At 36.5% G+C, this 14,308-nt stretch carries 13 protein-coding genes and 1 riboswitch; of the genes, 5 read left to right on the top strand and 8 right to left on the bottom strand.

From position 1 onward, the window contains the following. Positions 1 to 91: 91 nt before the first annotated feature. Positions 92 to 610 (bottom strand): NUDIX hydrolase, encoded by a 519-nt coding sequence (locus CWS31_RS15685; RefSeq protein ID WP_101342945.1) that lies wholly within the window; start codon positions 608 to 610, stop codon positions 92 to 94. A 428-nt stretch (positions 611 to 1,038) separates the two neighbouring features. Here CWS31_RS15685 and CWS31_RS15690 point away from each other — a divergent pair, with 428 nt between their 5' ends. After that, entirely contained in the window at positions 1,039 to 1,482 is a 444-nt protein-coding gene (locus CWS31_RS15690; protein ID WP_101342946.1) for an MgtC/SapB family protein, read from the top strand. Positions 1,483 to 1,645: 163 nt separating this feature from the next. Here CWS31_RS15690 and CWS31_RS15695 read toward each other — a convergent pair whose 3' ends face one another. Next, positions 1,646 to 1,834, bottom strand: a complete 189-nt coding sequence (locus tag CWS31_RS15695) for a CsbD family protein (RefSeq protein WP_101342947.1) — start codon at positions 1,832 to 1,834, stop codon at positions 1,646 to 1,648. A gap of 464 nt (positions 1,835 to 2,298) precedes the next feature. On the opposite strand from CWS31_RS15695, the gene CWS31_RS15700 reads away from it, so the two are divergent. Beyond that, on the top strand, positions 2,299 to 3,663 hold the full coding sequence (locus CWS31_RS15700; protein WP_101342948.1) for a hypothetical protein: 1,365 nt from the start codon (positions 2,299 to 2,301) through the stop codon (positions 3,661 to 3,663). 88 nt (positions 3,664 to 3,751) lie between these two features. Here CWS31_RS15700 and CWS31_RS15705 read toward each other — a convergent pair whose 3' ends face one another. The 5 genes from CWS31_RS15705 to CWS31_RS15725 all read right to left on the bottom strand — a co-directional run bounded on the left by CWS31_RS15705 (position 3,752) and on the right by CWS31_RS15725 (position 9,440). Continuing rightward, on the bottom strand, positions 3,752 to 5,629 hold the full coding sequence (locus tag CWS31_RS15705; RefSeq protein WP_101342949.1) for a TonB-dependent receptor domain-containing protein: 1,878 nt from the start codon (positions 5,627 to 5,629) through the stop codon (positions 3,752 to 3,754). Between the two features lie 36 nt (positions 5,630 to 5,665). Next, positions 5,666 to 5,829, bottom strand: a riboswitch (cobalamin riboswitch). A gap of 12 nt (positions 5,830 to 5,841) precedes the next feature. After that, positions 5,842 to 6,738: a cobalamin-binding protein gene (locus tag CWS31_RS15710; protein WP_101342950.1), complete on the bottom strand. Its 897-nt coding sequence runs from the start codon at positions 6,736 to 6,738 to the stop codon at positions 5,842 to 5,844. 96 nt (positions 6,739 to 6,834) lie between these two features. Further along, positions 6,835 to 7,512 carry a cob(I)yrinic acid a,c-diamide adenosyltransferase gene (gene cobO / locus CWS31_RS15715; protein ID WP_101342951.1) on the bottom strand — a complete coding sequence of 226 codons (678 nt, stop codon included), beginning with the start codon at positions 7,510 to 7,512 and terminating at the stop codon, positions 6,835 to 6,837. Positions 7,513 to 7,558: 46 nt separating this feature from the next. Next, the gene (locus tag CWS31_RS15720; protein ID WP_101342952.1) at positions 7,559 to 8,545 is read right to left on the bottom strand and encodes a FecCD family ABC transporter permease; all 987 of its coding nucleotides are present in this window, start codon (positions 8,543 to 8,545) and stop codon (positions 7,559 to 7,561) included. Next, entirely contained in the window at positions 8,538 to 9,440 is a 903-nt protein-coding gene (locus CWS31_RS15725; RefSeq protein WP_101342953.1) for an ABC transporter ATP-binding protein, read from the bottom strand. Before CWS31_RS15725 ends, CWS31_RS15720 begins: the two co-directional genes overlap by 8 nt. A gap of 570 nt (positions 9,441 to 10,010) precedes the next feature. Here CWS31_RS15725 and bfr (CWS31_RS15730) point away from each other — a divergent pair. Both bfr (CWS31_RS15730) and bfr (CWS31_RS15735) read left to right on the top strand, forming a co-directional pair. Beyond that, entirely contained in the window at positions 10,011 to 10,496 is a 486-nt protein-coding gene (gene bfr, locus CWS31_RS15730) for a bacterioferritin (protein WP_101342954.1), read from the top strand. A gap of 9 nt (positions 10,497 to 10,505) precedes the next feature. Continuing rightward, positions 10,506 to 10,973, top strand: a complete 468-nt coding sequence (gene bfr, locus CWS31_RS15735; RefSeq protein ID WP_101342955.1) for a bacterioferritin — start codon at positions 10,506 to 10,508, stop codon at positions 10,971 to 10,973. Positions 10,974 to 11,166: 193 nt separating this feature from the next. On the opposite strand, the gene CWS31_RS15740 is transcribed toward bfr (CWS31_RS15735), so the two are convergent. Beyond that, complete coding sequence (locus CWS31_RS15740; protein ID WP_101342956.1) at positions 11,167 to 11,361, bottom strand: (2Fe-2S)-binding protein; 195 nt, start codon at positions 11,359 to 11,361, stop codon at positions 11,167 to 11,169. Between the two features lie 512 nt (positions 11,362 to 11,873). Here CWS31_RS15740 and CWS31_RS15745 point away from each other — a divergent pair. Beyond that, positions 11,874 to 14,150, top strand: a complete 2,277-nt coding sequence (locus tag CWS31_RS15745; protein WP_101342957.1) for an immunoglobulin-like domain-containing protein — start codon at positions 11,874 to 11,876, stop codon at positions 14,148 to 14,150. Positions 14,151 to 14,308: the final 158 nt, after the last annotated feature.

Below are 14,308 nucleotides of genomic sequence, written 5' to 3' on the forward strand. Positions count from 1 at the left end.
GTAAAGTTATAAGCGCACGTATGATTTTCGTCATCCCCGAGTTCTCTTGTCGGGGATCCAGTTTTGATTTCTACGTAATTAATCTAGTTATTTAATCAAGCAACTCTTTAACAATCAATTTAAGTAAAAAGGTTTCACGTTCAATCGATAAACCTTTCTTGGCGCTTTTAGCTATAGTCTCTTCATTATGGCTGATTGCTTCGTGAATATTCATCCATACTGGGTGCATACCATTATTAATTTCGTGGGCTTCAAGCTCAGGTTCTTTTAGTACATCGTCAATGGTGCAGGTGTAACAATAAGATTGCATTTGCACAATATCAAAGTCAGGTTTGTACCAAGGTCGGTATTCTTCATAACGACCGAAAGGCTGAATATTATCAACATTATGTGCGCCAGTTTCTTCTTTTAATTCACGAATTAATCCATCTACATTACTTTCACCGTCATCAATTCCGCCGCCTGGTAAGCTATAGTCGTGGTAACGTTTGGTGTATAGCAGCAATATATCTTCACCTTTTAAAATGATAGCTCTGGTGGCGTTTCGGGTAAATGTTGAGGCCGATAAGTCGGTAATGTCAGGATGAATTGTTGATTTAAGTAAATGCATAATAAATTGCCGAGTGAATTTTGTATTGACGAGGCTTCAGGGTTGATAATCTTATCATATGAAACTGTTTGTGCTTTTTTCAATAAGCAGAATAGTTAAACTGGGGGCTGTTGAGTTATTTATCAATATTGATCAGAAATTATTGACTAGGAATAAATAATTGGTAATAAACAATTAGCAGTAATAATGCGAGTTGAAAATTTGCTTTGCATGTCACACGTATTATCTATTTCCCCTTCGCTTTAGTACAAAATGTAGTGGTAGTTATTTTCTTTTAACTCTGCTTACTGTATTTTTTGTTACTTGTAGTTATAATTTATGGTTTTAAAGTCACGAATACCACTTGAAATAATAAATAAATGAATTATTTTCAAAAGGTATTAATTACTTAATCTAGTTGTTTTTATATTTATAATGTTAGGAAAATTATGTTAGAAGAGTTTCCAATAGACTTTAAGCTGATTTGGTTTCACCTATATCAACTTGGTATTGCTTTCATTTTGTCGTTACCCATAGCACTTAACCGAGAATCAAGAACTAATGGCGCGGGCTTAAGGACCTTTCCGTTGGTCGCTATTTCTTGTACTGCTTTTATGTTAGTCGCGATGAGTGTTTTTACAGAGCCAGGAGCACAAGCGAGAGTGATGTACGGCATAATAACAGGCATTGGTTTTATTGGGGGTGGGTCAATAATTAAAAGCTCAGAGCATGTACAAGGTACTGCTAGCGCAGCTGGAATTTGGTTAACTGCTGCCATTGGCGTATCGGTCGCATATGCTCGTTATGAGATAGCTATTGTATTAAGTTTAACAGGGTTTATGGTTTTGCAATTTCTTGAACCTTATAAAAAAGAAGTTAAAGATGTTACTTAATTCTTTAATTTTTCAAACGTTATATGAGGCTTTATATAAAATATAACGATAATTATTTGGCGTTATATAAAAAATTGGCGCCATTTAATATGACGCCATGAGTCTGCAAAAATACTTATACTGACTTGTATAGCTAATAATTACTCATAACTATAAGTAATTATTAGTAAGATTTCTCGAATTCTTCTTTTGCCTCATCTTTAGCCATTCCATATTTTTCTTGCATCTTGCCTTGGAATTTTTCAAGATTACCATCTATTTCTTGTAAGTCATCATCAGTTAATTTACCCCAACTGGCTTTGAGTGAACCTGATGCTTGCTTCCACTTACCTTCAATAATGTCGTTATTCATAATCTAATTCTCCTTTGTTTTTAGCTTAGTTTTAGCTTTGTTTAAGCATATTTAATAGGCGATATGGATATTGAAAAGTACAAAGACCTAAACCGAAGTTGGTAGTTGTATTTAATATACCCATCTTTGAATATTCAAATCCTGTGCCAATAGCCAATGTGCTGATTTTTAAGCGTAAATAATGCAGCGTAATAATAAAATTATATTTATTGTGTAATTATTACGAAGAGGTTTGTAAGGATTTCAATGAGTATTAAAAATGATTTTCAGAGTAAGATATTAAAAACTGGCTAACACAAGATGGGTAAGTTATATGATAAACAAAACAAAAATAGCAAATTCATACTAAAGCTAGGTATAATTCTGCTGAAAATTTATGTTCACTTTTTAAGTTTTACTCTTTGAATCTAAGTTGCTTGTTGGCTTTCAGTTTTATCTTTAAATAAAATCCTTGGGGATCACAGTTGAATAAATTTCTAGTACCTACATTACCTACCTTATTTTCCACACTAGCGCTAACGTTACTATTGCAAAGTTGCGGTAGTGATTCAAAAGATGCTCCCTCAGTACCAGTAACTCCTGTTGAGCGAACTTTCACATTAACTTCGCAGTTAACAAACGATTGCGGTGTTGTAACTGCTTTTACCGATGTTGAATTATTATTGCAAGATGATACTTGGCAAACATTAAGTACTCATAAGCCAGATGAAAGTGGTGTTATCAGTGTTGTTACCACAAGTGAGTTTATTAACTACACCATCATTGCTAAAGATCAAAAAGGTAGTGAAGATGAAGGTTTAAATGTGGTGAGTTATTACCAAGCCAGTAGTGATTCAGCTTCTTATTATCAAGCACAGTTTGATAACTCGGTTGATAACTCAACCTGTGAGTGTGTAACGCAAAACCTTGAGTTATCACATAGACCTTTTGATTCCGTTACCTCAGTAACGAGTTCATTAGCTTATGACAATTGGCAAACGGTTGATACAGAAACAACGCTTTTTGAGGGAATTAATGTTTGTCGTTCAATTGATGGTAATTGGCCTCAGCATTCTTTTTCAGTATCGGGGGTTGATGCTAATCAAAAAGCGATAGCTTCGGCTGATTTTATTGATGACTTTAGTGCCAATGACGACGGCGTATGGTCACTTTCTGCCTTTCAAGTAGCAGACAGTGTTGATTTAGCACAAGAGCATCAAACCTTTACTACTAATCAACTTATTGGCAATACCAAACATTTTTCAGCTGTAGTCGACAGTAACGATCAATCATTACTTGTTTTTAATACGCATAGTTATATTAGTGAAGCGTATTATCAATCACAAGCTAGTGTGACTTTTGATGAAAGCAGTTCTATTTTTGGTAGCTCGACGATTAAAACACACCAACAAGTGATATCAACAACTGCTCAAGAATCTTTTTCTGTAAAAGCGAGCGAACAAAAACCGTCAATAGATGATCGTAATTTTTCTGAAATAAAAGATGACGGCAGCTATGATTACAGTGCGGTATCTGGCTATCCTATGGCCGTAATTAGCTTTGTTTTTACTGCTTATGATCCAGACACTAAATTAGTAATGCCAGCTAAATGGACATTCTACGGTCCCGATACTGGTGTACTAGCGATTAGCGCTCCATTAACTGGATATGAAGATATTATTGATATTAATACCGATAAGCAATCAACTGATATTAGATTAATTCAAAGCATTAGTAATAATAACTACTCAGATTATATTAAGCATTATCAAGGTTTGAGTCCATTAGCATTGAATAATGACTTTGTGAAAAACTTGAATCAAGTAGAGATTAATATCGCGCTAAAATAACTAGACAATTAACGACATAAAAAAGCCTGTGATTCACAGGCTTTTTTGTATCTAACGGTTGGTTATAAAATTGCTTAGAACCTAGAACCTAGAACCTATAATCTAACGTTAATGTATAACCACGCTCAGCACCAGGGTAAGTACTAGCAGTTTTATAAAACTCGTCAGCAACGTTGGTGATTTTAGCAAGTAAGCTTACTTGGCTGTTCAGTCGGTAGTTTAAACCAAGGTCAACTAAGGTATACGAATCCAATGTTTTCACAGGGTCACCAGAAAGGTTATATCTATCGCCTTGATAATTAATATCAAAAGTAAAGTCTAACTGCTCCATTGAGTAAATAAAATTATAGGTTGCAAAAAAGTTTGGTCGTCTCGGTAAGTCGTGATCAGTCTCTGCATCTTTAGCATCAAGATAACTTAATGTTAATCTGTTATCTGTGCCATAAATATCAGCAGTAAAGGTAGTTTCAACACCAAAAATTTCAGCTTCAGCAACATTTGACGGTTTATACGCGCCTGAATCAGTTGGTGCCCATTCTATTAGGTTATCAATGTTAGTTTGGTAAACAGAAAGCTCAGCAGTAAACAACTCATGGCGGTAGCGAGTTAAAAACTCAGTACTTTCTGAAGTTTCAGCCATTAGATCAGGGTTACCAGACCAAGGGTAATATAAATCATTAAAACTAGGCGCTTTAAATGCAGTACCGTAACTTAATGAGAAAAGAAGCTGTTCACTAGCTTCATAACCCGCTGCAACTTGGTAGGTTGTTTCTCCATCAATGCTACCAACTTTGTCGTAACGCACAGAGCCTTCAATTTTTATGTTATCTATATCATGACGACCAGTAACAAAAAATGCTCTTGTAATACGCTCAGTGCTGTCGTAAACCAAGCTACTTTCAACATCCTCTTTATACCACTCAAAACCAGTGGTTATTTCTGATGCTTGTGCTAATGGCATTTGTACTAATGCTGTTATTTGATCACGATTAGTAACATATAAGCTATTTGGATTTTCAAAGTTATTATCAACATTGTAATCACTATAATTATCTTCAGAGCTGTCTTGCGCCGTACTTAAACCAAGCTGCAAATAAATATTGTCTAATTGCAGGTGATTTCTTAGTAATACGAAGTAGTTTTCATAACTGGTCTCGTCGCCACTGTACGCGGTGTTGGCATCTATTTCAGTAGTACCTTGGTCATACTGAGTATTTAATTCGAGTGAATATTCTTTAGTAAATTGGCTTGTACCAGAAAGACCAACAGATTGACGGTCGTAACCATCTTCATCAGGTTGGTCAACGGTATATGCGCTACTACCATCAGGAACGACTACATCAACACCGTCAGACTTTTCAGCCATAGCTGTTAAGGTATAGCTATTAGCTTCGTTACCAAAACCTAACGCGCCATAACCTTGAACTAAACTATTACTACCTACTTTTAAGCCAACTTGGCCTTCACTTGGGGCTAAGTCACGAGTGAATATTTGTATAACACCACCAATAGCATCAGAGCCCCACAATGCAGCTCTTGGTCCTTTAACTACTTCAACACGTTGAATTAATTGCACAGGAATTTCAGCAAGGCTTTTTGAACCAAGGGTTGCAGAGCCAACACGAACACCATTCACTAATACCAGAACATGATCAGAGTTAGTACCACGTACAAACGCTGATGATTTATGAGCAGAAGTACCTTGAGTGCTAATTGAAATACCCGCAACACGGCTAAGTAAATCACCGACAGATAAGGGTTGAATTTTTTCTATGTCTGCTTGGGTGAATACGCCAACAGAAGCAAGGGTATCAAACTTGTCTTGTACACTTCGAGTCGCAGTGACAATCATGTTTTCATCGGCTAGAACTTGTCTATCGATTATTTCGTTTTGAACTTCTTCAGCAAGTGAAAATGATGAATAAAGTAGGCTGCTAATGCTTAGTGCTATTAATGTTTTTTTCATTTTGTCCTCAGTTATAAACACCCACCGTGTTCATAATGATAAATTAAATTTTAGGCCGGTCTCCGGACTTGAACACTCAGTAATAGAGCCTTCACACCGTTGCGGGGGCAGTATTGGTTTAACCAATTTCCCGTTTAATCTGCAGCACGAGATGTATTTCACAAATAATGCGTCCAGACACCTAAAATATTTTTAGTTACTAGCCGTTTTGACTAGCTATGCTTTTGTTGCAAAATCTCCCTTGTTTGGTCGACTTCTACACACAAATCTTTTAATGCAGATACACTGCGTAATGTCATACGATGCATTTTGTCTGCATCTGGTTGAATTATTTGTTTGTTTTTTACCGCAGGAATAATTGACCAATCTTGCCAATTAAAGCCTTCAAGCTGTTTTTGATTTTCAGATAATGGCTGAATAATTACTTGTATTTCAGCCGGTAATAACTGTTCTATATTTACTTGCGGATAAGGCGTTAATACCTGCTCAAAAGGATTTTTGACTTGGCATATATTAAGAAATTGTTGTGGCCAACTATTTTTAGCAACGGTTGTTAATGGGCGAGACCACTGCTCATAAAACCCAGTTATTTCGCTTTTGTTTTTATAGGTTTTTGTTATTTCTTCTATGTCTTGTTCAAACTTCGCAGCTACTTTTTCACCTTGTTTTGCATGACCGCTTATCTCACCAAATAAACGTACTTCGCTGGCTACATCGGCAAAGGTATGCGGCTGTGAATAGACAATGTTAAAACCAAGTTGCTCTAATCTCGCTAGGTCATCACTGGGGTTACCACTTTTCCATGCAATAATTAAATCAGGCTGCAGCTCTATCACGCGCTCAATTTGTAAACGTACATAACTACCAATAATCGGTATTTTCTTTGCTTGCTCGGGATAATCAGCAAAAGTAGTGGTACCAATAATTTGCTTACCTGCGCCAACATCAAACAGCATTTCGACAATATGCGGTGATAAGGCAATAATTGTTGGTTTAGTTACTTCTTCGCTCTTAACTTCGCTCTTATCTTCATTATAATTTTCACTTGTTTGTGCAAGCGATGAGTTAGCAATAAGTATTAGTGATAGCAGTGAGTAAATTAATTTCATTATGTTTCTATAGAGTTAAATATATTGGCTTGAGTAGTGTTGTACTAAATATTTAATAATCACTATTCAAGCTGATTTTTTCAGGGAATAATTGGTTTACCAATCAATACCTTTTTGCGCTTTAATACCGTTATCAAAAGCGTGTTTGATTGATTGAACTTCACTAACCGTATCAGCCATATCAATAATCGCGCGATGACAAGCACGACCCGTAATAATAACGTGTTGATTTTTAGGACGGTTATTTAACGCTTCAACTACTTCATCTAAATCAAGGTATTTGTACGAAAGCATGTAAGTCATTTCATCTAATAACACGACATCTATATTATTATCAGCAAGTAGGTCTTTACACTTAACCCATACTTGTTTGGCCGCGGCAATGTCTTTTTCTTTATCTTGCGTGTTCCAAGTAAAGCCTGTGCCCATTACTTCAAATTGCACGCCGGCATTTTCTAGTAATTGTCGTTCACCACAAGCCCATGTACCTTTAATAAACTGAGCAACTGCAGCATTAAGACCATGACCAACAGCACGAGCAATAGTACCAAAGCCTGAAGTACTTTTACCTTTACCATTACCTGTTATAACGATTAATAAACCACGTTCATCGGTTGCGCTGTCAATACGAGAATCTACTTTCTCTTTAAGCTTTTGCATACGCGCTTTGTGCTTATCAGAGGTGGTTTTATCTTTTTTGCTAGCTTCAGACGACTCACTTTCAGGTAAGTCATTCTTAGGTAAATCACTTTCAGGTAAATTGTTATCAGTCATAATTTTTTCTCTACGTTGTTAAGATATAATTTTTATCTGTTAAAGCTTAGTTTATTGGGCGAGATCGATACATGATAAATAAGAAAAATAAACTACCTAAGGCTGAGGTAATAATACCAATAGGTATTTCAGCATGCGGTAGTGAAGAGCGGGCAATAACATCAACCCAAATTAAAAATATAGCGCCAATAAGTGCGCTGCCAAGAATAAGTTTTAAGGTAGTTACGCCAATAATTTGCCTAACAATGTGCGGGATCATCAAGCCAACAAAGCCTATACCGCCACAATAGGCGACAATAGTGGCGGTAAGTGCGGCGCATAATCCGAGCATAAGTAAACGAAGTTTATCTACATTAACACCTAAACTAGCAGCACTTTCATCGCCTAGTAACAAGGCATCAATTTGTCGGTGCAATGCAGCGACAATAAGCATGGCGATAACTAATACCGCGCCAATAACATAAAAATTACTCATTTCAACACGCGCTAAGCTACCCATTAACCAAAACATTACCCGGTTAGTAGCAAAGGGTTCACCAAAATATAAAATGAACTGGGTAATTGATGCGAGCATAAACGATACCGCCACACCCGCTAACAGTAGTTGTTCCATACGTTGAATAACTTTAGCGACAAACACAACAATAATAACTGAGAATAACGCACCAAGAAATGCCGCTAACGGCAGAGCTACTGTGAGATGATTCGCTAAGGTGATATTGGCGATAGTTGCGCCTAAACCCGCGCCTGAAACTATGCCAAAAAGATAAGGATCAGCCAAAGGGTTACGCGTGGTGTTTTGTAAAATAGCGCCAGCAATCGCTAAGCCCATACCGGCAACTAAGGCAACTAATACTCTAGGAATGCGTATTTGCCAAATAACCACATTGGAAATTTGGCTTTGACAATTACCAACTAAACAAGCCATTAACTCTGATGAAGTTATTTCAGCGGGCCCAAAGGTGATTGACGCTATTGCAGACACAATAACCAGCGCAGCTAAGGTAAATAGAGTAATTGACGTTTTATTCACTTAACGACCCCGAAGCACATTGTGTATCAATAGGTGCTGCAAGTTTATCGTCTATAATTTTATTCTCTACAAGGCCATTTTCTTCAAGCCTATTCTCTTCAAGCCTATTTTCTTCTAAGTAAAAGGACACTTGCGTTGCACCAGTAATTGCATCAATATTTTGTTGGCAAGGTAAGCCAAATATTTTACTTAATTGTTTTGGCGCTAAAACCTCTTCAGGCGTGCCATCACTAATAAGCTCACCTTTGTTTAATAATAATAATCGCTGACAATAGAGGCTTGCTAGATTGAAATCATGCACTGTCATTATGACAGTAATATGAAGCTTACTAACAAGTTGCAGTACTTGATGCTGATAATAAACATCAAGATGATTAGTGGGCTCATCCAGAATTAAAATTTGGCTGGCTTGTACTAACGCGCGAGCAATTAGTACTCGCTGTTGCTCACCACCTGATAATTGATTGAAGTGGCTATGTAATTCGTGACGTAAACCGACTTTGTCGAGTGCCAATGCTATCTGAGCTTTGTCGTGATCGTTATCTAAAGCGAAAAATGATTTATGCGGTAATAACCCCATGTTCATCACGTCTTGCACAGATAAAGCAAATATACTGTCATTTTTTTGCATAACTAATGCAAAATGTTGAGCTATTTCTTTAGCACTGTATTGTTTTAAATCACGGTTTTTAAGCTGAACGCTACCGCTTATATTTGAGTTGGCAAGAATATTGGCTTGGTTAGTTAAACAGCGTAATAAGCTAGTTTTACCTGCGCCATTTGGGCCTATAATACCTATAACTTCGCCTTTGCGAACATTAAAGCTAATGTTATGCAAAATGTTTTTTTGCTGAATTTTCCAGCTAAGCGAAGTGATATTAATTAGGGTAGACATATTTAAACTCGTGTTTTCCCGCACGGTAATAGGTTGGTTTTTTGGTTAGCTATCTGACTTTGAACGATTATTTATTCATTAATTAATTAATTAGTCATTAATAAGTAATGATTAAATAAAACTTCATTTACAGTTGCGGGTACAGTGATGGATTTACACCATCTTCGTTAACACGAAAAAACCTTTAGGCGCGTATTCTATCGTGCCTCTTGTTTATTAGCAATATTTAGAAGTTTAGATGGCTATTTATACTCGCTACTTGGTTATTCATTTCTATCTTATAGGAAGAAAAAACAACCAAATATAAAGGGTTTACTTAACACTTCTTGCTCTAATTACTAACAATTCATTTATACATAATGCTATACGTTATATTAATTGTTTGGGTAAATACTAATAAGAATAATTTTCACTATAAAAAATAGTTACTTAGCTAAATAAAAATTAAATAAAAGTTACATAAAAAATCTAGATTAATTCGATAAATCGCTATCAATCTACTAGGCTTTACAGTAATTTATATTGAGTGCTTTATAAAATAATCATTATTTTTATATGTGGAGGTGAACAATGAAAGGCAGTTCTAAAGTAATAGCAAGTTTAAATAACTTGCTGCACAACGAGTTAGCAGCTATTGATCAATATTTTATTCATTCTCGAATGTATCAAGATTGGGGCTTAGATAAGTTATTTGATCAACTTGAACATGAGATGCAAGAAGAGATCACCCACGCCGATGCGCTAATTAAACGTATTTTATTTCTTGAAGGCATACCTAATCTAGCCAATAGACGTGATTTAATTATTGGTGATGATGTGCCTAGTATGTTGAAAAATGATTTGATTTTGGAAATGGAAGTAGTTGACGCGTTAAAATCGACTATCGCTTTATGTGAAAGTGAAGGTGATTACCAAACTCGTGAAATGTTAGAGAAGCTACTTTTTGATACTGAAGAAGATCATGTTTATTGGCTTGAAAAGCAGTTGGGCTTAATTGAACGAATTGGTTTACAAAATTATATTCAATCGCATATGGGTCAACATTTACCAGGGTAGGGAGCTGTTATGAAAGGTCATCAAAAAATTATCAGCTTATTAAATAGCGTACTAGCTATTGATTTAATAGCGATTAACCAATATTTTTTACATGCTCGCATGTATAAAAACTGGGGGTTAGAAAAGCTCAATAAAGCAGACTATAAAGTCTCGATTGAAAAAATGAAGCAAGCAGATAAGTTAATTGAGCGTGTTTTATTTTTAGAAGGTTTACCTAACTTACAAGATTTAGGACGTTTACATATTGGTGAGCATACCCAAGAAATGCTGCAATCTAATATGGAATTAGAATATGTTTCTCGTGATGCTTTACAAACATTAATTGTCGAAAGTGAAAAGTTACACGACTTTATCACCAGAGATTTAGCAGAAGAATTACTTGAAAACGTAGAAGAAAAAATTGATTGGGTTGAATCGCAACAATATATTATTGAGCATGCAGGTATTGAAAATTACTTACAGTCAATGATGGAATAATATTTTTCAGAACTTCACTTTAGTTAACTTATATAGCGATACGAAGAGTGCTACGTATCCTTGTATAAGTTAACCCTGTCTTTTATAAGTTAGAGTTAGAACTTTATAGCTTGGTAATATATAGCATTAGTAATTTATAGCATTAGTAATGTATTAAGTTAAGGCTAAAGGTTTACTACATGCCTTGTAATACCTAAGCTACTTGAGGTTGTGCTTCAGAAATCTGCATTAATTTATTGTTCAATACACGCTTAGCACATTGGCAGCACTTACCGCACTGTGTGCCAACTTTCAGCTCTGTAGCTAACGACTTCATAGTCTCAGCGCCATTATCAATAGCAGTCTCTATTTGTTTATCGGTAACACCGTGGCAAAGACAAACGTACATATCAAAATATCTCACATGGAAAATGATTAAAATTCAATATGTGCATACTAACCTTAATGATAATAATTATCAATAAGGTTGTTGTTTGTATCAGCTGATTTAATGTTACTTTTTGTTCAATAATTTGTTTTATAAAGATATTTATTTTTAAAATAAATTGTGCTCGAGATTGATTTTAGAGGGGATGATAAATTGTTATATGGCTTCAGGCTTCAGGCTTCGGGGTTAGGCTTAAGGTTTAGAGGACTGGCTCTTCATCGCGCTATTTGCTCCTAGCTAAGTACACCTAAAATTACACACTCATTAACTTAGTGAAAACCATACAATTTAATAACAATTTGCTGCTACCTATATCAATACGTTTCGGCTAGTATCATGGTAATTACGTTAGCAATATGTTAAATTTCGCGCGAATTATTAATCTCAATCCCAGTGCTTAGGCATATATTAATGACCTATGACATAGTTTCTGAGTCAGTAAATAAACAATAAATAAATTAACAAGGACGGTTATGAATAAACCATATCTAACAACCAGTGCAGCAACAAGCTCAACAACTTTAGCTGCAACCCTAACGCAAAAGCTTTCTTTTAACGCATTTGTTAACAGCGTTAAAAACTTTGCTAAAATTACCATTGCGCTTAGCGCCTTAACTCTTACTGCTTGTGGTGGCTCTTCAGATGCAGAACCGACTCCTGAACCAAATCCTGCGCCAGTTACGCCAACACCAGATACCACAGCCCCGGTTATCACCTTAAATGGCGAAAGCAGCATTACGCTTAGTGCTGGTGTTACTTATGAAGATTCGGGCGCAACAGCGGTTGACGATACCGATGGTGATGTCACCGTGACCTCAACAGGCGTAGTTGATATAAACGCCGTTAATACCTACACACTCACCTTTAACGCAACCGATGCTGCGGGTAATGCAAGTAGCGCAACACGTACCGTAACCGTTATTGATGATACATCACCAAGCCTTAGCCTTAATGGCGAAAGTATTGTTACCCATAACGTGGGTGATATTTATACCGACGCTGGCGTAACTGCTACCGACAATATTGATACAGCAAATGACTTAACCATAGATACTACAGGTAACGTGCTTGGTGCTGTTGTTGGTACTTACACGCTTACCTATACCACTACCGATACCGCAGGCAATAACAGTAATGAAGTTAGCCGTACCGTAAACGTAGTAGACAACCTTGCGCCAGTTATCACCTTAATCGGCGATGCTAATGTAATGCATAATTATGGTGAAATTTACACAGACCAAGGCACAATCACAACAGATAATGTAGATACTTCAATTACAGCAACCACCAGTGATGTGGTTATGGTCGAAACGTTGGGTAGTTACCTACTTACCTATACCGCAACCGATACGGCAGATAATCAAAGCACTATTACCCGTACCGTTAATGTTATCGATAACGTTGCGCCAGTATTAACCCTTATTGGTGATGCAGAAATTACCCTTAACGTTGGTGATGTTTATACAGATGAAGGTGCAACCGTTACCGATGCAGTTGACAGTACTGTTACGGTTAATGTTGAAAGCAACGTTGATGTAACCGCAGTAGGTGATTACTTTATTACTTACACTTCAACTGATGCATCAAATAATAGCGCAATAGCAATTACCCGTAGTGTTGAAGTAGTAGACACCATTGCGCCAGTGCTTACTTTAAATGGCGACGTTAGCATTACCTTAGGTCAGGGGCGTACGTTTGTAGATTTAGGCGCTACCGCCGTTGATAATGCTGATGGTGAATTCGTTATTAAAGCAACCAGTTCAGATTTAGATATCACAGCGCTAGGTACTTACACCGCAACTTACACAGCTACCGATAGCTCAAGCAATGTCAGTAATGAAGTTACCCGCACTATTGAAGTTGTTGCGACACGTCCGTTTATTACCACATGGAAAACAGATAATGACGGCATTTCCGACGATAATACCATTGTTATACCAACCAACAGTACCGTTGATGGTGGCGATTATACCTATAACTACACCGTAGAGTGGGGTGATGGTGACTCAGACACGGGTATAACAGGTGACGCAACGCATTCCTATGCAACCCCCGGTGAATACGAAGTGAAAATTAGCGGTGATTTTCCTCACTTAGATTTTTATGGGCAGCTTGATAATAACAAGCTTATCTCTATTGACCAATGGGGAGATATTGCTTGGTTGACTATGGAGAGGGCATTTTATTATTGTCTTAATGTCACCAGTGTAGCTACCGACACGCCTGATTTGTCGCAAGTAACACATATGACCAGTATGTTTATTAATGCCAAATCATTCAATGGTGACGTAAGTCAATGGCAGGTTGGTAATGTTATTAAGGCTCGTAGTGCCTTTGAAAATACAGATGCTTTTAATTCTGATATTAGTAAATGGGACGTGAGTAGCATGGAAGATATTGATTTGATGTTTAAGGCGGCTATTAATATTAACCCAGCAGTAAGTAACTGGGACACCCACAATATTAATACTATGCGGGGTACTTTTGACGGTACCACATTATTTAATCAAGATTTAAGTCAGTGGAATGTGACTAATTTAGAACAAGCTCAGTTAGATTTCATCTCAAATACTGCAATGTCAGTTGAAAACTATGATGCGTTATTAATTAGCTGGAGCCAACAGCCGGTAAAGTCTGGAGTAAGGCTCGATGTTGATAACACACAGCACTCTATTGCGGGGCAAGCTGCCAAAGATATTTTAATTAATACTTACGGTTGGGAGATTACTGATGATGGTTTAGCGCCTTAGAACAATTATAGCTGACACTCACTTTAAATTATTACAAAAATAACGATTAATAATGAACAGGTATAGCTATTTAGGTTTGTATTTTAATGGAATATAAACGCATTTTTCATGCGTTTATAAGTTTTGCTTATTATAGCTGACACTCACTTAATATTATT

The organism is Colwellia echini (assembly GCF_002843355.2).
GTDB lineage: Bacteria > Pseudomonadota > Gammaproteobacteria > Enterobacterales > Alteromonadaceae > Colwellia > Colwellia echini.

Bases quoted from the DNA above. Each gene is read 5' to 3' on its own strand.
- CWS31_RS15685 (WP_101342945.1), bottom strand. From the start codon at position 610: ATGCATTTACTTAAATCAACAATTCATCCTGACATTACCGACTTATCG.
- CWS31_RS15690 (WP_101342946.1), top strand. From the start codon at position 1,039: ATGTTAGAAGAGTTTCCAATAGACTTTAAGCTGATTTGGTTTCACCTA.
- CWS31_RS15695 (WP_101342947.1), bottom strand. From the start codon at position 1,834: ATGAATAACGACATTATTGAAGGTAAGTGGAAGCAAGCATCAGGTTCA.
- CWS31_RS15705 (WP_101342949.1), bottom strand. From the start codon at position 5,629: ATGAAAAAAACATTAATAGCACTAAGCATTAGCAGCCTACTTTATTCA.
- CWS31_RS15710 (WP_101342950.1), bottom strand. From the start codon at position 6,738: ATGAAATTAATTTACTCACTGCTATCACTAATACTTATTGCTAACTCA.
- cobO (WP_101342951.1), bottom strand. From the start codon at position 7,512: ATGACTGATAACAATTTACCTGAAAGTGATTTACCTAAGAATGACTTA.
- CWS31_RS15725 (WP_101342953.1), bottom strand. From the start codon at position 9,440: ATGTCTACCCTAATTAATATCACTTCGCTTAGCTGGAAAATTCAGCAA.
- bfr (WP_101342954.1), top strand. From the start codon at position 10,011: ATGAAAGGCAGTTCTAAAGTAATAGCAAGTTTAAATAACTTGCTGCAC.
- bfr (WP_101342955.1), top strand. From the start codon at position 10,506: ATGAAAGGTCATCAAAAAATTATCAGCTTATTAAATAGCGTACTAGCT.
- CWS31_RS15740 (WP_101342956.1), bottom strand. From the start codon at position 11,361: ATGTACGTTTGTCTTTGCCACGGTGTTACCGATAAACAAATAGAGACT.
- CWS31_RS15745 (WP_101342957.1), top strand. From the start codon at position 11,874: ATGAATAAACCATATCTAACAACCAGTGCAGCAACAAGCTCAACAACT.